Source organism: Nonomuraea sp. 3N208, assembly GCF_052245935.1.
In the GTDB taxonomy this organism is placed as follows: Bacteria; Actinomycetota; Actinomycetes; order Streptosporangiales; family Streptosporangiaceae; genus Nonomuraea.
In genome coordinates this window covers 20,775-38,197 of sequence record NZ_JBQQBR010000074.1, presented here as the reverse complement: position 1 = coordinate 38,197, position 17,423 = coordinate 20,775, and the positions used below count along the sequence as shown (strand labels likewise).

At 71.3% G+C, this 17,423-nt stretch carries 15 protein-coding genes; 9 read left to right on the top strand and 6 right to left on the bottom strand.

What is annotated here, in order from left to right; all coding sequences use genetic code 11:
- Positions 1-182 precede the first annotated feature (182 nt).
- The gene (locus tag ACTWPT_RS56615; protein WP_443185848.1) at positions 183-1,358 is read right to left on the bottom strand and encodes a cytochrome P450; all 1,176 of its coding nucleotides are present in this window, start codon (positions 1,356-1,358) and stop codon (positions 183-185) included.
- A gap of 507 nt (positions 1,359-1,865) precedes the next feature.
- On the opposite strand from ACTWPT_RS56615, the gene ACTWPT_RS56610 reads away from it, so the two are divergent.
- From ACTWPT_RS56610 to ACTWPT_RS56585, 6 genes are all read left to right on the top strand, one after another.
- Positions 1,866-3,104 (top strand): hypothetical protein, encoded by a 1,239-nt coding sequence (locus ACTWPT_RS56610; protein WP_443185847.1) that lies wholly within the window; start codon positions 1,866-1,868, stop codon positions 3,102-3,104.
- Positions 3,105-3,123: 19 nt separating this feature from the next.
- The gene (locus ACTWPT_RS56605) at positions 3,124-3,816 is read left to right on the top strand and encodes a DUF2786 domain-containing protein (protein WP_443185846.1); all 693 of its coding nucleotides are present in this window, start codon (positions 3,124-3,126) and stop codon (positions 3,814-3,816) included.
- A 372-nt stretch (positions 3,817-4,188) separates the two neighbouring features.
- Entirely contained in the window at positions 4,189-5,499 is a 1,311-nt protein-coding gene (locus tag ACTWPT_RS56600; RefSeq protein WP_443185845.1) for an MFS transporter, read from the top strand.
- 3 nt (positions 5,500-5,502) lie between these two features.
- Complete coding sequence (locus ACTWPT_RS56595; RefSeq protein ID WP_443185844.1) at positions 5,503-6,267, top strand: SDR family NAD(P)-dependent oxidoreductase; 765 nt, start codon at positions 5,503-5,505, stop codon at positions 6,265-6,267.
- A gap of 102 nt (positions 6,268-6,369) precedes the next feature.
- Complete coding sequence (locus tag ACTWPT_RS56590) at positions 6,370-7,131, top strand: HAD family hydrolase (RefSeq protein WP_443185843.1); 762 nt, start codon at positions 6,370-6,372, stop codon at positions 7,129-7,131.
- Positions 7,128-7,400, top strand: a complete 273-nt coding sequence (locus ACTWPT_RS56585; RefSeq protein WP_443185842.1) for a DUF4031 domain-containing protein — start codon at positions 7,128-7,130, stop codon at positions 7,398-7,400. Before ACTWPT_RS56590 ends, ACTWPT_RS56585 begins: the two co-directional genes overlap by 4 nt.
- A 68-nt stretch (positions 7,401-7,468) precedes the next feature.
- Here ACTWPT_RS56585 and ACTWPT_RS56580 read toward each other — a convergent pair whose 3' ends face one another.
- Positions 7,469-8,206: an HD domain-containing protein gene (locus tag ACTWPT_RS56580; protein WP_443185841.1), complete on the bottom strand. Its 738-nt coding sequence runs from the start codon at positions 8,204-8,206 to the stop codon at positions 7,469-7,471.
- A gap of 194 nt (positions 8,207-8,400) precedes the next feature.
- Here ACTWPT_RS56580 and ACTWPT_RS56575 point away from each other — a divergent pair, with 194 nt between their 5' ends.
- Together ACTWPT_RS56575 and ACTWPT_RS56570 are read left to right on the top strand one after the other, a co-directional pair.
- Positions 8,401-9,549, top strand: coding sequence for an alpha-hydroxy acid oxidase (locus ACTWPT_RS56575; protein WP_443185840.1), 1,149 nt, complete (start codon positions 8,401-8,403; stop codon positions 9,547-9,549).
- 107 nt (positions 9,550-9,656) lie between these two features.
- Entirely contained in the window at positions 9,657-10,076 is a 420-nt protein-coding gene (locus ACTWPT_RS56570) for a hypothetical protein (RefSeq protein ID WP_443185839.1), read from the top strand.
- A gap of 2 nt (positions 10,077-10,078) precedes the next feature.
- On the opposite strand, the gene ACTWPT_RS56565 is transcribed toward ACTWPT_RS56570, so the two are convergent.
- Genes ACTWPT_RS56565 through ACTWPT_RS56555 form a run of 3 tightly spaced genes read right to left on the bottom strand, consistent with a single transcriptional unit; the run spans position 10,079 to position 15,322 of the window.
- Positions 10,079-13,285: an ATP-binding protein gene (locus ACTWPT_RS56565; protein ID WP_443185838.1), complete on the bottom strand. Its 3,207-nt coding sequence runs from the start codon at positions 13,283-13,285 to the stop codon at positions 10,079-10,081.
- Complete coding sequence (locus tag ACTWPT_RS56560; protein ID WP_443185837.1) at positions 13,282-14,589, bottom strand: oxygenase MpaB family protein; 1,308 nt, start codon at positions 14,587-14,589, stop codon at positions 13,282-13,284. Before ACTWPT_RS56560 ends, ACTWPT_RS56565 begins: the two co-directional genes overlap by 4 nt.
- A 22-nt stretch (positions 14,590-14,611) precedes the next feature.
- Complete coding sequence (locus ACTWPT_RS56555; RefSeq protein WP_443185836.1) at positions 14,612-15,322, bottom strand: Crp/Fnr family transcriptional regulator; 711 nt, start codon at positions 15,320-15,322, stop codon at positions 14,612-14,614.
- A gap of 179 nt (positions 15,323-15,501) precedes the next feature.
- On the opposite strand from ACTWPT_RS56555, the gene ACTWPT_RS56550 reads away from it, so the two are divergent.
- Complete coding sequence (locus ACTWPT_RS56550) at positions 15,502-16,074, top strand: RNA polymerase sigma factor (protein WP_443185835.1); 573 nt, start codon at positions 15,502-15,504, stop codon at positions 16,072-16,074.
- A 1-nt stretch (position 16,075) separates the two neighbouring features.
- On the opposite strand, the gene ACTWPT_RS56545 is transcribed toward ACTWPT_RS56550, so the two are convergent.
- Positions 16,076-17,344 carry a hypothetical protein gene (locus tag ACTWPT_RS56545; protein WP_443185834.1) on the bottom strand — a complete coding sequence of 423 codons (1,269 nt, stop codon included), beginning with the start codon at positions 17,342-17,344 and terminating at the stop codon, positions 16,076-16,078.
- Positions 17,345-17,423: the final 79 nt, after the last annotated feature.

Below are 17,423 nucleotides of genomic sequence, written 5' to 3'. Positions count from 1 at the left end.
GGGCAACGGTCTGTCCACAGGACTCGAAGATCGGTCCAGCGTCCGGGAGTGCTCACTCACCAGCGGCCACCAGGCACCGAGTCTGCCCGATCAGCGGACTCGGTGGTTCCCATTAGCGTCCGGCGGGCCGAGCACCGGAGCCGGAACGTGGATTCAAGACGCTCGCTCACACGGCGACCGCTCTACCAGGCGACGGGCAGTTCCTTGACGCCGTAGACGATGGCGAGCTCCCTGAACGGCACCTCGCCCGCGACCCGCAGCGTCGGGAAGCGGCGCAGCAGGGCACGGAAGGCGATGCGCATCTCCATCTGCGCCAGCGGCGCGCCGATGCAGCGGTGGATGCCGTGGCCGAACGCCAGGTGCGAGACGTCCCGCCCCGGCCGGATCTCGTCCGCGTCCTCGCCCAGGGCCGCCGGGTCGCGGTTGGCGCCGGTCAGCGAGCACAGCACCAGCTCGCCCTTCTTGATCGGCACTCCGTGCAGCTCCAGGTCGTCGCGGGCGAAGCGGGGGAAGGCCACCTGCACGACCGTCATGTAACGCAGCAGCTCCTCGACCACGTCGTTGACGTAGCCGTCGACCTCGCGCACCTTCGCGGCGTGCTCCGGGTTCTGCAGCAGCCACAGCGTGCCCAGCGCGAGCATGCTGGTGCTGGTGTCGTGCCCGCCGGTCAGCAGGCCGTCCGCCATGCTGGCCAGTGTCCGGTCGTCCAGCTCGTCGCCGTGGTCGCGCAGGAGCTGCCCCAGCAGGCCCTCGCCGGGGTTCTGCCGCTCCCTGGCGACCAGCTCCGTCAGGTACGCCATCGCGTCGTTGATCGCCTGCAGCGACGCCTCGGGCCCGGCCGTGAAGTCGAAGCGGTCCTTGCTGATCTTGACGAAGCCGGAGCGCTCCTCGTACGGCACCCCCAGCAGCTCGCACACCACGAGCGACGGGATCGGCAGCGCGAACTCCTCGAACAGGTCCACCGGCATGTTCTCGGCGCCCTTGGCCTCGATGCGGTCAAGCGCCTCCTCGACCATGGCCTCGATGCGCGGCTCCAGCCTGCGCAGACGCCGCATGGTGAACTCGGGGGTGAGGAACTTGCGCAGCCGCGTGTGCTCGGGCGGGTCGCGGAACCCGAGGCCGCCCGGGTCCTCCTGGTTGGAGCCGAGCCCGATCACGCCCGCGAAGTCGTTGCTGAAGCGTTCATGATCGCCCAGCACGGCACGAACGTCCTCCCAGCGGGTGACGAGGTACACGGTCTGGCTGCCGGGGATCTCCATCGGGAAGACCGGGTGCTCGGCCCGGATGCGTCCGAGCTCGTCCACTGGATCGAACCCCTCACGCATGAACTGGACGAGCGGGAACTCATTCTCTGACATCGATATCCGTCCTGCTGGGATACATCGCATGATCTTGGGATAAATCCCTCGATAGATGGTCCCATCCAGAAGCGCGTTCGGTGCCCTCCGAAAGGACGATTTTCATCTCAGACCAGCGACGATCCCTGCCTCGCCGGCCACCTTCCCCTCGCCCGACGGCCACGGCTCTGGTGATCTCCGCCGGCGGTGGCTCGGTACGGTCATGGGCGAAGAGAAGCGGCTCGGGCAGCGGCGCCTGCGCCGACAGCGACGGGAGGCGCGGGTTTGGGCGCGCGATCGCTTGCTCACGATCCCTCCTCTCGGGCCCATTGTGCGCCCGGCTCCGCTGGAGTGGGGAGGTTCGATGTACGCCTGTCACCCTCTGGGCAGGGTGGCGCGACACACTGTTGATGGTGGGAATCAGGAGCAAACTGGGGAAGCACTTTGCGTTTGGCGTACAAGATGGCGACATTCTGCGATGATCTCGTCGCATAGAGCCGGAGCCAGAGCCATCACGGATAGTGACAGATGCCGACATTCGAGGAAATAGCAGGCTTCGTCAGCGAGAAGCCGCTCGCCACCGCTGTCATCGCGCTGCTCAGCCTGGCCGGGCTGGCGCTCGCGTTCCTGGTGATCAGGGTCGCGTGGAAAGCCGCGGCCTGGTTGTTCGCCAGATACGTCGCCCACCGTCCGGTCGAGGACGTGCTGACCATCTTGGCCGCGTCCATCGCCACGGGCGTGTCCGCGCAGGGCATGTGGCGCTTCTCGGAGGACGTGCTGGGGCTCGACGGGCCGCTCAGGTTACTGCTGTTCGCGTTCATCGAGATCGCGATCATCACGAGCGCCGTCCGCGCCCGCCGCAACATGCGTGAGAACTTCTCCGCCGGCATCGACGGCATCGCCGTGTGGGCGCTGACCTGCCTGACCGCGGTGCTGTCCAGCATGGACGCGCGCAGCCTGCCGGAGGCGGTGTTCCGGCTGGCCGCCCCGCTGGTGGCGGCCTGGCTGTGGGAGCGCGGCATGGCCATCGAACGCCACCGCATCCGCGGCACCGGCCGCATCAACTGGCGGCTCACCCCGGAACGGCTGCTGGTCAGGCTCGGGCTGGCCGAGGTCAGCGACCGTACGACGAGCGAGGTCGACGCCCACCGCAGGCTCACCCGGGTCGCGCTCGCCGCCAAGCGGGCCAAGGCACTGCGCGAGGGCGGGGCCTCCGACCGCAAGATGCGCCACGCGCTGGCCAAACTCGACAAGGCCATGGACCAGGCCGTCGAGCACACCGGCCTGGCCGTGGACCCGGCCAGGCAGGAGGCGCTGCTGGCCCAGATCGCCGCCCTCTACAACACCTCCGCGCTCATCGACGCCGACCCCCGTGTGCCCTGGGAGCCCGAGGCCGACCACCACCCGGTGCCCGCCCGCCCGGCGCTGCCGCCCGCGCTGGCTGAGCTCGTGTATGACGAGGACGAGGACGTCGAGGTGCTCGACACCACCCCGCAGGTCGTCTCCACGGCCGAGCGGGCGGCGCAGATACGGGCCGCCCGCGAGTTCTGGGACCGGCAGATCGCCAAGGGGATCGTGCCGCGTACCGTGGACATCGCCCAGGAGATCGGGATCCCGCTGGCCACGGCGCGCGAGTATCGTGCCCTCTGGAAGCTGGAGCCGCAGGCGCACGCCATCATCGAGGCGCTGTACCAGCAGCACGGCATCGTGGACACCGGCGCCTTCCCCGCACTCGGAGCCGACGGGAGGGTGCTGACCAAGCACTGAGTGGCACCGGGGAGCACGCTTGCGGGAGCGCATACTCGATCGCGTCAGGAAGCTCCTGGCCAAGGCCGAACGCACCGACAACGACCACGAGCGGGCCACGTTCATGGCGGCGGCGTCGGTGCTCATGGCCAAGCACGGCATCGACGCGCTCCCGCCCGCCGGCACGCGGCAGGTGCCGGGGGACCGGATCGTCACCCTGCCCAACCCGTGGGCCAGGGAGAAGGCCCGCCTCGTGAGCCTGGTGGCGCAGGCCGTGCGCTGCCGGCCGCTGCTCATCGGGCGGGGGGACGGCGGGCAGCGGGTGCACGTGTTCGGGTTCGCCGCCGATCTGGAGCGCGCCGACCTGATGGCGACGTCGCTGCTGCTGCAGATGGCCTCCGGGCTGGCACGCGTACGGGTCCCCGAGGACGTCACGGCCGTGCGGGCGTACCGGCGGTCGTGGCTGCTGGGGTTCACCGACGAGGTGTATCGGCTGCTGTGCGAGGCCGAGTCCCGGGCCGAGGCGGACTCGGAGGGCACTGGGACCGCGCTCGTGCTGGCCGACCGCCGCGGTGAGGTGGAGCGGGCGGTCGCGGCCTGCTACCCGCACATCAGGATGAGCGTGCCCCGCACCAGCGGCTCCGGCTATCGCGACGGCGTGGCCGCCGGCCGCCGCGCCGACCTCGGCCGCACCGGGATGACCGCCGCCACGGCCCGTGAGCTGAGCCGGTAAGCCCTTTCCGTGGTCCGTTTGGGCTGGCGTGGAACGGGCATAAGCGCGCACACGGAACGCCTCACGATGAGGATAGGCATCCCGTGAACGCATCCCCCCGCCTCATCACCGCCGACCACCTCCGCGAGCACGGCACGGGCGTCGTCGCGATCAGGGAGTGCAACCACGTCGGCAGGCTCGGCGAGTACGCGGAGTCGCTGGCCGCGCAAGGCCTGATCGCGCAGGTCGTCGGCGACGCGGACCCCACCGTGGTACGGCCTGAGCGTCCCCATCGAGCTGGTCGGCGGCCTGTGGGCGGAGCCGGCGGCGCTCGCCTCGCGGCTCGGCGTTCCGTGGCCCGACACCCCCGTGGTGGTTACCCCTGGAGGTCAGATGTCCGCCACACCCGAGTTGAAGCGCGTCGTCCTGGGCGCCCTCGTCGGCACCGCCCTGGAGTGGTACGACTTCTTCATCTACGGCACCGCCGCCGCGCTCGTCTTCAATCGGCTGTTCTTCACCCACGCCGACCCGGCGGCGGGCACGATCGCCGCGTTCGCCACGTTCGGCGTGGGCTTCGTGGTGCGGCCGTTCGGCGGTGTGCTGTTCGGCCACCTCGGCGACAAGATCGGCCGCCGCTCCACGCTGATCATCACGACCGTCATCATGGGCGTGTCCACCGGCCTGATCGGCCTGCTGCCCACCTACCCCGCCATCGGCGTGGCGGCGCCCATCCTCCTCACCCTGTTACGGGTCTGCCAGGGCCTCGGCGCGGGCGCGGAGTTCGGCGGCGCGGCCACGCTGCTGGCCGAGCACGCCCCGCCGGGACGGCGCGGCTACTACGCCTCCTACGCCCAGACCGGCGTGCAGATCGGCCTCGTGCTCGGCACGTCGGCGTTCCTGCTGGTGCAGCTCCTGCCCGAGGAGGACTTCCTGTCCTGGGGCTGGCGGCTGCCGTTCCTGGTGAGTTTCGCGCTGATCGGGGTGGCCCTGTACGTGCGGTTGCGGGTGGCCGAGTCGCCGGTGTTCCGCGAGATGGAGCGGACCCGTGAGATCGTCAAGCTGCCGATCAAGGACACGATCGTGCGTTACCCGCGTAACTTCCTCATCGGGGTCGGGGCGCACATCTGCGACACGGCCGTGGTGTACACGCTGTCCACGTTCAGCGTCGCGTACGCCATCGCCGAGCTCGGCCTGTCCAACCGGACGGCGCTGCTGGGCGTCATCCTGTTCGGGGTGACCGTGATCGTGCTCCAGCCGGTGTACGGGCATCTGTCCGACCGACTGGGGCGGCGGCCGCTCAACCTGTTCAGCGTGGTGTTCGTGGCGGTCTTCGTGTACCCGTACTTCCTCATGGTCGGCACCGGCGTGCCCGTGGTGGTGTGGCTCGCCATGATGATCATGGGGGCGTTCGGGTTCGCGCCGCAGGTGGCCGTGCAGCCGGTGTTCTACGCCGAGTTGTTCGGCGCCCGGGTGCGCTACACCGGGTTCGCCGCCTCACGCGAGCTGGGAGCGGCGCTGGCCGGTTTCTCGCCCCTGATCGGCGCGGCGCTCGCGGCGCGGCTCGGCGGGGCGCCGTGGCTCGTCGCGGCATTCCTGATCGCGACGGCGTTGATCTCGTTCGGGGCGTTCTGGGCCTCACGGGAGACCAAGGATCTGGACATCGCGGCCGTCGACCCGGTGCGGCGTCCTGTCGTGGAGGAGTAGGTCATGGATATCAACGGCAGCGTCGCCGTGATCACCGGCGGCGGCACCGGCATCGGCGCGGCCGTGGCGGAGAGCCTGGCCAGGAAGGGCGCGGAGGCCGTGGTGGTCAACTACTCGCGCTCGGCGGCGGACGCCCAGGCGACCGTCGCCCGCCTGGCCGACCTGGGCTGCAAGGCCGAGGCCATGGCTGCTGACGTGGCCGATGATGCGGCCGTGCGGCGCATGGCCGAGCGGGTACGCGACCGGTACGGGCGCGTCGACGTGCTGGTGTGCAACGCGGGGACGACCAAGTGGGTGCCGTTCCCCGACCTGGAGGGGCTCACCGACGACGTGTGGCGGCACATCATGGGCGTCAACCTCATGGGGCCCTTCTACTGCGCCCGCGCCTTCGCCCCCGACCTGCGGGCCGCGCGCGGCGCCATCGTCAACGTCTCCTCCATCGCCGGGATCCTCGCGACGGGCTCCTCGATGGCGTACGGCGTCAGCAAGGCCGCCCTGATCCAGCTCACCCGCGACCTGGCCGTCGCCCTGGGCCCTGAGGTACGGGTGAACGCGGTCGCGCCCGGCATCGTGGCGACCCGCTGGCACATCGACCGGGTGGGCGAGCAGGTCTTCTCCGAGATGGCGGCACGCGAGGAGGCCAAGGCGCCGCTGCGGCGCACGGCCCAGCCCGAGCACATCGCCCAGATGGTGCTCGCCCTGCTCGAGTCGGACATGGTGACCGGGGAGGTGCTGGTAGGAGACGGCGGCCGCCACCTGGGCTACTGACCACCCCCCGCAGACGGGACCGGCCACGTGTGGCGGGTCTCCTTCGACGGGCACAGCGTGGATGCATAGTCCAAAGCGGAACCTTGGGTTTTCATAGCGACTATGAACGGTTCACATCAGGTCATCGACCTGGCAAGGATCAGCGCCGTCGTGTTCGACACCGACGGGGTGGTCACCGACACCGCGCGGGGGCACGCGGCCGCCTGGAAGCACGTCTTCGACGCCTTCCTGCGCGGCCGCTCGGGGCCGTTCGACATCCGCGACGACTACCTGCGCCACGTGGACGGGCGGCCGCGGCTCGACGGCATCCGGACGTTCCTGGCCTCGCGCGGCATCACGCTGCCCGAGGGGTCGGCGGACGACGAGCCCGGCGCGCCCACCGTGCACGGGCTCGGGCTGGCCAAGGATCAGATCTTCGTGGCGCAGGTGGACAAGTACGGGGTGGCCGCGTTCCCCGCCACGGTCGCCCTGCTGCACGAGCTGCGGCGGCGGGGGGCTCGTACGGTCGCCGTGTCCCCCAGCCTGCACGGGCGCAAGCTGGTGAACGCGGCCGGTCTGTCCCATCTGTTCGACGAGCTGATCGACGGGAACGACGCGGCACTGATGAACCTGCCGGGCATGCCGGAGCCCGCCCTGTTCCTGGAGGCGGCGCGCCGGCTCGACCTGTCCGCCGCCAAGGTCGCGGTGGCGGCCGCGGCGCTGCCCGGGATCGAGGCGGGCAGGAAGGGCGGGTTCGGGCTGGTGGTGGGCGTCGTCAGGGAGGGCGGCGCGCCGGCCGAGCTGCGTGATCACGGAGCTGAGGTCGTGGTGACCGGTCTGGCTGAGCTAGAGGTGCGAGGAAGGGTCCTACCCTTGACGACGTGACCGTTCTCATCGACCCCCCGAACTGGCCTGGGCCGCGCGGCCTGCTGTGGTCGCATCTGGTGAGCGACAGCTCGTTGGAGGAATTGCACGAATTCGCGGCACTGCTGGGCGTGCCGGCGCGGGCGTTCGATCGGGATCACTATGACGTTCCGGAGACCGTGCACGCGCGGGCGGTGTCGATGGGGGCGGAGGCGGTCAGCTCACGGGAGCTGTTACGGCGGCTGATCGCCGCGGGACTCCGTCGCCGCAAACGCCACTCACCACGCTGAGCGTGCCGCACTGAACCCGCCCGCCTCACCGCGCTGAGGCTGCCGCCCGCTGCGTTGCTTCCGCTGCCTCATCCTGCCTGGCTCGGTCGTTTGGTGAGCCTGGCCAGCTCGGCGGTCATGTTGGCGCGGGCGCGTTCCTCCCACAGGTCGGCCGCGCGGGCGGTGCGGTAGAGGCGCGGTGTGGCCAGCAGGCGGCGCAGCACCTCGGCGCGGCCCTTTCTGAAGAGGTCGTCGGGCACGTGGGCGTACTCCTGGCGGATGGCGGCCGCGTACGCCTCGTACCCAGGGCGGCCCAGGACGGCCAGGTCGGCGTCGCACAGGACCGCGCCGTTGGCGTCGCCGTCGGCCAGCGTGTCGTGAGCGGCCGTGAGGCGTATCAGCCTGGCGGCCTCGGCGACCCGGGCCGCGGGCACGCCGCACCTGGGCAGCCTGGACTGGGCGAGCTGGGCGCTGCGTTCCTCGTCCCAGCCTGGCCTCCCGTCGTAGACGGCGTCGTGGAACCAGGCGGCCAGGCGCACCGCGGCCGGGTCCTCGGCCTCGTCCGCCAGCCGGTCGACGGCGTCGAGCACGGCGGTCAGGTGGGCGAGATCGTGGTAGCGGCGATGCGGCTCGGCCCACCGGGCGATCAGCTCGGCGCCCAGGGCCCGCGAGGCCGCGGAACCGCCCACGAGCTCATCCCACCGTCGGGCGAGCACCTCCCGCCCACGACCGGCCGCACCCCGATCCGCGGCGACCGCCCTCTGCTCGTCGCCCGCACCACCGCTCATCGGCACCGCCCCGCCCGCCGCGGCGTCGTCCGCCGCCACGCCGCCGGAGGCCGGAGCCGCACGACCGGTGGGCGTGGTCGCGGAGCCTGGGGTCGGCGCTGGGTGTCGATCACCATCCCACCGTACGCGCTGCCCCTTTTGGTAGCGTTCTGGGCATCGACGCGACACCGAAGGAACCACGGCGCCTGCCCCGGTGGCGGGAGCTGCGGGCCGTGTTGCCCGGCGGGCCTCGGGTGAGCAGGGCGCGGCGGGTGGCCGACGCGGCCGACGTCGCGGATCTGCGGCGGCTGGCCATGAAGCGGGCGCCGCGGATGGTGTTCGACTACGTGGACGGCGGCGCCGAGGGCGAGCGGTCGATGGCCAGGGCGGTGAAGGCGTTCGGGCGGGTGGAGTTCCGGCCGCGGGTGCTGCGGGACGTCGCCGAGGCCCCGACCGCGGTCCAGATCCTGGGCAGGCGGATCGCGATGCCGGTCGTGCTCGGGCCCACCGGGTTCACCAGGATGATGCACAGGGCGGGCGAGCGCGCCGTGGCCAGGGCGGCCGAGCAGGCGGGGGTGCCGTACACGCTGTCCACCATGGGCACCACGACCGCCCAGGACGTGGCGGCCGCGGCGCCCGGTGGGTGGAACTGGTTCCAGCTGTACGTCGTCCGTGACCGCGCCCGCAATCTGGACACGTTGTCCCTGGCTCGCGAGGCGGGCATGGACGTGCTGGTCGTGACCGTGGACGTGCCGGTGGCCGGGGCGCGGCTGCGTGATGTGCGGCACGGCCTGACGGTCCCGCCGTCGCTGCGCTGGCGCAGCGTGCTGCAGGCGCTGCGGCGCCCGGCGTGGTGGTTCGACTTCGTCACCAGCGAGCCCCTCAGGTTCGCCACAGTCGACGGCGCGCCGGAGGACCTGGCGGGGATCACGAACATGATGTTCGACCCGTCGGTGACGATCAAGGACCTGGAGTGGATCAGGTCGGCGTGGCAGGGGCCGCTGCTGGTCAAGGGTGTGCAGCGGGTGGACGACGCCAAGGACCTGGCCGCGGCCGGGGTGGACGGCCTGGTGGTGTCGAACCACGGTGGGCGGCAGCTCGACCGCTCCCCCGCGCCGCTGGAGCTGCTGCCCGAGGTGGTGGACGCCGTGGGAGACCGTACGGAGGTCTTCCTGGACGGCGGCGTCCGCAGCGGGGCCGACGTGGCGGCCGCGGTCGCGCTGGGCGCGCGGGCGTGCTTCATCGGCAGGGCCTACCTGTACGGTCTGATGGCCGGCGGCGAGGCGGGGGTGACGCGGGCGCTCGACCTGCTGCACGCCGAGCTCGTACGGACGACACAGCTGCTCGGCGTGGCCGGCGTCGGCGGCCTGGACCGCGACGTCGTGCGGTTGCTCCCCCGCTGACAGCAAAGGCCCGGCATATCTCGCCAGAACGGACGCGTATCTAATCGCCTGTGTCGGCTCTCTGCTCCTTCACACGGGGACACGGTCCTCACCGGAAAGGAGAACAGATGGCAACCGGGGAGTTCCAGGTGATGAAGGTGGCGGCCGAGCAACTGGCCGGTGCTCTCCACAGCCAGGTTGTCGATCCGGGCGCGCAGCCCACGACCGTCGTACGGTGCGGCGAGGGGTGGACCGTGGACGTGAGCTGGGAGGTCACCGGCGAGCTCGTCGACTGGCTGGCCGGCCGCTGGCAGTTGGAGATCATCGCCGATCTGGTGGGCGGTGGCGAGTCGAGGCATCCTTCACCCCCCGTGGAGATGACCTTCACGCCCGGGTCCGGCCGATATACCGCCTCTATTCCGATGCGCGGTCAGTTGGCCCCAGGTACCTATGATCTCGTGGTCAACCTCACCACCACGACCGCCGCCGGCACCGCGGGGGCGCTCGGCGGGTTCGTGGTGCTCAGCAAGATCGCGGTCAAGGATTGAGGTCAGCGCAGGCGGCGCTCCAGGAGGAGGGCGCCGCGGCCGGACAGCAGGGAGGCACACCATTCGCGCAGGTCCGCCGGCTTGGGCCCGCTCACCTGGCCGCCGTCGAGCAGGTCCGCCCAGTCCAGCAGGGACTCGGCGAGCATGAGCGGCACCTCCCGCCGCTCGTGCACCTCCGCGGCGGCCTCGAAGTGCTCGGCGGCCCGCCGCGGGTCGCCCATCGTCACGCACAGGTGGGCCAGGTAGTGGTGCCCGCAGTGGTGCGCCACGGTGCCGTGGCCGAACGTCTCGCCGTCGGCGGCCAGCGAGTCGTACAGCTGCCTGGCCAGCTCCGGCCGCCCCAACCGGCAGGCGGCCAGGGCCAGGTTGTCCAGGGCGGGCCGGTGCGCCATGGTGCGCGGCGGCACCGCGCCTTGGTCGGCCAGGATGCGATCGAGCAGCGGGCCGGCCTCCTCGTCGCCCATCTCGCACAGATAGCGCAGCACCGCGTGCACGGGGTCCACGCGGAGCGCCTGGGCGGCGCGGCGCAGCCGGTCGCGCAGCTCCCACAGCCGCCCCTGGAGACGTCGGATCTCGGCGATCTGCTCGGAGTAGATCGCCACGGCCTCCAGGCGGCGGCCGATCTCCGAGCCGAGCCGCAGGGCGGCCGTCGCCTCCGACTCGGCCTGCGCAAGGTCGCCCTGCATGAGGGTCAGGCCGGCCTTGGAGTAGCCGACCAGCCAGTGCAGGTGCGGCTGGGCCAGCCGGTGCGCCAGCTCGTCGGCCTGGTCGAGCAGCGTCGCTGCGCGGGCCGCGTCGCCGCTGTCGAGGACGGGAGGCGTCCGCTGCACGTAACCGTGGAACAGCACCAGGTCGTCACCGGTCCTGCGGGCCGCCTCCAGCATCTCGTCGCCGTCGCGGTGGCGCTGGTGCAGCGGGTCGGCGGGGATGATGGTGAGGCTGCGCAGGCACAACACCAGGGCGAGCGTGCGCGGATCGCCGGATTTGCGGGCCAGCGCCACCGCCTCGTCGCTCAGCGCGAAGCGCCGCTCCCCATCGGGCGCCCAGATCAGCTCCGAGGCGAGCTGGGCCGCCAGCAGCGCCCTGGTGCTCACGTCGGTGGAGTCGACCAGCCGCCTGGCCTCGGTCAGCAACGCGATGCGCTGCTGGTCGGGGGCGGCCGAGATGCTGGTGAAGCCGCGGTCGCCGCCGAGCGCCGCCGTGACGATGAGGTCGCCGCGGTCGCACTCCCTGGCCAGGTCGGCGGCAGCCGCCAGCGTCGGCCGGGCGTCGGGGTGCCCGGCCAGCCACATCGACGTGCCACACTCCAGCAGCAGCTCGGCGCGCCGCTCCAGGCTCGCGCCCGGGGAGTCGTCGAGCAGCTCGAGCACCCGCTGGTACCAGGTGACCGCCTCGCGGTGCGCCAGCCCGGCCAGGGCGTGCTGCGCCGCGCGCACCGCCGCCTCCGCCGCCGCGCTCATGCGGGCCGGGTCGCGGCCGTGCTCGGCGGCGGCGAGCAGGTGCGCGGCCACCACGTACGGGCGCGACTCCATGGCCTTCGGATCCGCCTGGCACAACGCGTCGGCCACCCGCCCGTGCAGCAGGCCGGCACGCGGCGGGGAGAGCGTGGCGTACAGGGCGTTTCTGGTCAGCTCATGCGAGAACCGGCAGGTGCCGCGTGCCGACATGGTGACCAGGCCGGCGCCCAGCGCCTCCTCCACCGCGGCCACGAACCGCGCCTCGTCCAGGCCGAGTCCCAGCCGCAGCTCGGCCGACTCCATCCGCTCGCCCACCGCCAGCAGGCTGACCAGGTCCCTGGCGTCCGGGTGCAGCTGCGCCAGCCGGGCCAGCACCATCCGGGTGACCGAGTCGGGCACGGTGAGCGCGTCCAGGTCCTTGCCCGCGGCCAGCTCCGTGGCCACCTCGCTGATCAGGAACGCGTTGCCGCCGGTGATCCGGTGCAGCTGCTCGGGGTCGCCGCCGGAGCGGACCTCCGACAGCAGGTCGGAGACCTCGTCGAGGCCGAACGAGGGAACCTGCACGACGCGGCCGCCGGCCGTCAGCTTGTGCAGCTCCGGCATGGCGGACTCGACCGGCACCGGCCGCGACGTGGCCATGATGAGCAGCGGCATGGCGTCGGCGTCGTACATGAGGGCGCCCAGCATCTGCAGCGACTCCAGCGTCGCCCACTGCAGGTCGTCGATCACCAGCAGCACCGGCCGCACGGTGGCCAGCCGCTCGATCAGCGTGCGGGCCGCGGCCATCAGCTGGTAGCGCTCCGAGACCGGCTCGGTGGCCGGCGGCACCTGCAGCGACAGCGGCGGCGCAGCGAGTGACGGCGCCAGGCGGACCAGCTGGCCGCACTGCTGGTCGACCCCGGCCCGCAGCAGGAGCGCGGGCGAGGTGCGGGCCAGCCGCTCCACGGCGCCGGCGATCGGCTCGTACGCCTGCCGCGCCGGATCCGTGCATCGCCCCGCCAGCACCGTGAACTGCCGCTTGAGCGCCTGTCTGGCCACCATGGACGCCAGCCGCGTCTTGCCCACCCCCGGATCGCCCTGCAGGATCACCAGCCTGTTGCCGAACTCGGCCGCCGCCAGCTCGCCGTCCAGCGCCCGCAGCTCCTCGCCCCGGCCCACGAACGGCAGCTCGTGCCCACTGTCCAGCCAGGTGGGCAGCCCGCCGCTCTGGTGGTGGTCGGCGTTCTGCCAGTGCAGCTCGTAGGTGTGCATCGGCTCGCGCAGCCCCTTGCCCGGCAGCCGCCCCAGGTCCTTGAACTCGTGCCGGCTGCGCCCTTGGGCCAGCCGCCGCACCAGGTCGGTGCAGAGCACCTGGCCGCCTTCGGCGATGGCGACGAGCCGGGCCGCCTCCACCGTCGGCAGCCCGCTGACGTCGTCGTGCCCCCAGCACACGTCGCCGGCGGCCAGCGCGGCCTTGATGGAGATCTTCTCCATGGCCCGCTCGTTCTCGTCCGCCACCGCCTGCTCCACCGCGATGATCGCGTCGAGCCCGGCGGTCGCCGAGTTGAAGACGGCCATCAGCCCGTCGCCCAGGCTCTTGGTGAACGTCGAGCCGCTCGCCGTCACCACGGAGTGGAGCAGCTGGTAGAGGCGGCGGAAGACGACGTTGGCCCGCTCCTCGCCCAGTCTGATCCGCAGCGCGGTGGAGCTCACCACGTCGGTGAACAGGATCGTCGCCGTGGTGAGCGTGCCTGGCTCGTGGGGGGCGGTCACGTGCGCAGTCCCTTCCGCCCGACTGCTTTACGCCGGATGTTCTCCCGGACATTGTGGCGGACATTGTGGCGGATCTCGCGGGATTTCACGGCCGTCTTCGACTGCTTGATCCGCCAGGCGCGGGCCAGCTCCGCGGGGATGCGGAACGGCGCCTGCCCGCCGGAATGGCGGTCGACCAGGGAGATCACGATGTCCCGCCCGGCCCGGCGCACCAGCCAGCGGACCACGGAGTCCGCTCGCCGGCCCAGCCACGGCCGCCGGTGCGCCGCCCGCGCCGCCCTGAACAGGGCGGTGAACCACCACGCCGCCGGCGGCACGCCCAGCAGCTCCGGCACCTGGTCGGCGCCGTATTTCGCGTCGTGGAAGACCCAGTGCACCAGGCTGCGCGGCAGCTTGCGCCAGCCCAGGTGCATGAACTCCTCCATCTCCTCCAGGAGCCTGGCCATCAGCAAGCGGCCCTCGGGGCTGGATTCGTAGAGCCGGCCAAGGCGCTCGCTGACCGGCACCACGTCGTCGAGCGTGAGCGGCCCGTCCTGGCACGCCTCCACGCCCATGAGGTGGCCGAACACGCTCCACGTGTAGAGGTGGGCTTCACGCTGCTCGTCCGTCAGCACCACGCCCATGCTCTCCAGTGCCTCCCACGTCACCACGGAGAAGTCGAAGATGGTGGCGAGCAGGAGCTCCTGATTGACCGGCGGGCCGAACTTCACGGTGTCCCAGCTGTCGCCGAAGCGCTCGTCGACCAGGGCGCGCACGAAGGAGTGCAGGATGCGCAGCCCGATCGCGGTGGTGTGGCCCGGACGTCCGGGCTGCAGGCTGTCGGTGGCCTTCAGTCCCATCACGTCGACCAGCATCTGCCCGGTCTCGGCCACCCGGCGGGTGAGGCTGTGCGTGGCCAGGTTGGACACGCCGGCCAGCACCTTGGCGCTGGACACCTCCACGTACGCCATGGGCAGGCACTTGCAGAACAGTGCGGCCGACTGGTAGAGCCCGTAGTCGGCGAACACCGCCTGCCCTTTGGCCAGCAGCTCGGTGTCGTCGCCCCAGTCGGGCAGGTCACTGGCGAAGTCCAGCGCCTCGAAGACGAGGGAGGCGGGCGGTTCCCCCGAGGGCGCCCTGGCCTCCCGCTTGGCCTGCCCCAGCTCCTCGATCACGGCCCGCACCAGCTCCAGCGGGCCCTTCCCCTCGGGATGCTCACTTAAGTAGGCGGCGACGATCTCGTCGATGTTCGGATCGGCCTGCTTCCTGAGCTGCCGAAACCTCTCCTCCGGCCAACGCTCGTACGCGCCGTTGCGATCGTTCATGGTCCCCGTACTCCAGATTCGGTCAGAGCCCGCCCCGCTTGCGCAGGGCGGCGACGTCCAGCAGTGTGATCGTCCGGCCCTCGATGGCGATGAGGTTCCTCGACACCAGCGACTGCAGGGCCCGGTTGACCGCCGGCCGTGTCGCGCCGATCAGCGCGGCGAGGTCCGACTGCGTCAGCCCGGGCAGGTCCACCACGCCTTCTGCGGTGCCGTGCTTGCCGGCCAGCTGCAGCAGCAGCTTCGCCAGCCGCCCGCCCAGGTCCAGGAAGGCCAGGTCGGCCGCCTGGCCGGTGAGCCTGCGCACCATGTGCCCGAGCATGCGCAGGAACTCGTCGGCCAGTCCCGGATGCTCCCGCATCAGCTCCAGCAGCCGGGCCCTGGGCAGCGAGAACACCCACGACGGCCGCGCGGTGACGATCGAGGCCGAGCGCGGCGAGCCGTCCAGCAGCGCCATCTCCCCGAAGGTGTCGCCGCGGCCCAGCATGTTGAGCACGATCTCGTCGCCATGCTCGGTGGTGAACACGACCTTCGCCAGGCCGTCCAGCAACACGTAGAGAGACTCCCCCGGGTCCCCCTGGTGGAAGATGATCTGCCCCGACCGGTATCTCCTCGCCAGCCCGGCCCGCGCCGTGTTCTGGACACCGCTCTCTCCGAGTACGCGGAACAGCGGGATCTCCGCCAGCACGGCCGCGACCGGCTGGAGGTTCTGTGGAAACCCGCTGCGCCCGTTCATGCAAGAACTTTAGGCCGCAATCGACGCCCGGACAGTATCCGGTAAGCGATCTACGAAATGTGACGAGGACCACATTCGGACTGTCACGCCCGAAACAGCCCCGGCGGATCTTCCGGCGGACCGTGGGGTTGCCGGCCGGAAGTGACCCCCCGAGTACCCGGACCGGCAAGGAGTCGGACATGCAGTTGGAGACCATCGAACGCCTCGACACCGGTGCGTTGGTGTCGGCCGCGCAGGACGGCGACGCCGCCGCCTGGGAGCGGCTGGTCGAGGAGTTCACGCCGATGCTGAAGGCGCGCATCCGCCGCTTCAGGCTCGGCCACGAGGACGCCCAGGACGTGCTGCAGACCACCTGGCTGCTGGCCTGGCAGAACCTCAAGAGCGTGACGGACGGGCAGCGGATGGCCGGCTGGCTGGCCACGATCGCCTTCCGCGAGTGCCTGAAGCTCACCAAGAGGACGAAGGAGATCTGCACCCCGGACCTGGACAGCCTGGGCAGCACGGACGACGTGGACAAGGAGCTGGCCAGGGCGTGGCTGGCCGGCACGCTGGACGAGCTGGTCGAGGAGCTGCCGGACGCGCAGCGGGTCCTGTTCAGGGCGCTCACGGAAACCTCCGAGCCGCACTACGTGGACGTGGCACGCAGGCTGGGCAGGCCGGTAGGGAGCATCGGGCCCACCCGAGCCCGCTGTTTCGCGAAACTACGCGGACTCCTCCAGGCCCGCGAGATCACCAGGGACTTCCTGGACTGAACTAGTCGCTCGCCGGGTCAAGGGGGATCGCCTCCAGGAACGGCTCGAAGTCGAAGTGCGCCATCTCGTACGCGTCCGGGTCGGTCTCGGTCGGGTAGCGGTAGACCTTGCGCCGGATGGTCGGCAGGGCGGGGTCGTTCTTGAACATCTCGCTGACGGCCTCGGGCACCAGGCCGCGCCGCATCTCCGCGGCGAGGCCCTCGGCGACCTTCTTGTCGAACGGCACGTCGTACAGGGCGCGCACGTGCTGGTAGACGCGGAAGTAGCTGACGATGAAGCGCATCCGGTCGGGGTAGGACACCCAGTTGGCCACCCCGGCCGTGGACGCCTCCTGGTCCGCGGTGATGAACTCCTCGGCCAGCTTGCGTACCTTCTCGTGCTTGATCGGCGCCCACACCTTCGCCATGTCCACTCCCGCCGGCGCGGTCAGCGGCTTGCCCACCCTGACGTCGCTCAGCGGCGTCTGCACGGAGAACAGGTGGCGGGTGTAGAGCCCGGCCCACAGCTCCTCCAGCGTGCGGGTCAGCCACGGCTGGTCCTCGTGCCGGGCGGCGTACAGGCGGAACCTGGGGAACGGGCGGCGGATGATCATCGAGCGCAGCGACCGCCACGACACCCGCGTCAGCCACCTGACCGGCCGGTAGAGCACCAGCTCCAGGGCCTTCTGCGCACGTTTCTGCTCGTACGCCGACAACGCGATGTTGGCCCCTAACATCAGCTCGGCCCGCACCGCCGGGTCGGTCGCCTCCCTGGCCTCGAGTAGCAGTTGCGCCGCGTCCTTCAAGTAACGGGCGTCGGCCTTCTCCAGCAGCTCGGTCAGGAACTCGGGCGGCGTCGGCGTCAGTTCCGACTCCGGGCTCACCTTCAGGAACCGGTCGGGCGTGTCGTTCCACAGGTTGACCGCGAGGCTGGCGGTCTCGAGGAAGATCGCCCGGTTGGCCAGCGCGAGGCCGAGCTGGTAGCTGGGGCCGAGCAAGGTGAGCAGCGTGGCGCGGAAGAGTCGCCGGAACCGGCGCGGCACCCTGAGCTTGCGCCCGAAGTCCTCGATGAACGGCGAGGCGGGCGTGAGGTCGAGGCTCTCGCCCACCGCCTTGGAGGTCCAGGTGGCGTAGCAGTACCAGTTGTTGGCGTCCTTGCCGAGGTGCTCGGCCAGGTCTACGGCGACACGGTGGTAGCTGTAGGCGATGACCATGGCCTCGAGCGCCGGGCTCCGGTCCTTGTAGGCCGCGATGCGCAGCACGTCGTCCGCGGTCATCGGAGAGTCGGACATGAAGTCTCCCGTTTCGCTGGTCCCGTCGCCTCAAGTCGCTCAAGGAGTCAGAGCGTCTCGATGGGCGTCAGATACAGCC